At 54.4% G+C, this 684-nt stretch carries 1 pseudogene; it reads left to right on the forward strand.

Features of this window, described 5'->3' with window-relative positions:
• Positions 1-195: 195 nt before the first annotated feature.
• Positions 196-516, forward strand: a pseudogene (locus tag ACR0AM_RS21625) (IS5 family transposase); the annotation flags it as partial.
• Between the last annotated feature and the right edge of the window lie 168 nt (positions 517-684).

Here is a 684-nt window from a genome sequence, read left to right on the forward strand (position 1 = left end):
GCCGAACTGACACACATTCAACCATGCTGGAACACCCAGCATGACAGTGACCTGATGCCAAATCTGACGATCGTTCCGCATATAGGACGTTATCACTGACAATGCTAGGTCATGTTGACAAAAGGGATTCACATCTGTCGGCGGGCATGATTCAAGCTGGTATCTACGACGGAGACCAGCTTGGCACGAGACCTGATGTCGGACGAGTATTGGGCGTTCTTTGAGCGGTTCATCTTGGCTGTCCGCGCCCCGAATGGACGCAAGCCTATCAACCACCGCCTTGTTCTTGATGGGATTTTCTGGATTTCCAGGACAGGGGCTCCGTGGCGCGACCTGCCGGAAGAGTTCGGCAAGTGGTTCAGCGTCTACCGACAGTTTCGGCGCTGGACACTGGCGGGGTTATGGGAAGAGATTATGGACGCCTTGAACCGAAGTGGAGCAGTGCCAGACGCCCTGCAAATGATCGATAGCACCGTAATCCGCGCCCATCATCAGGCAGCGGGTGCAAAAGGGGGACTCCGCGACAGGGTGTCCGTCATCGAATGATTTGGAACACGAGCGTTTGATTGGCTTAGGAGGATCAGGCTCGCCGCAGTTTCAATCTACGCCGCGTTCTGATGATGCAGCAAGCGGCGTTTCTGGATTGTCTGGTGTTTGATTTCCTTTCTGCGTCTGAGGATTGTT

It is taken from the genome of Ruegeria sp. AD9, from assembly GCF_056542305.1.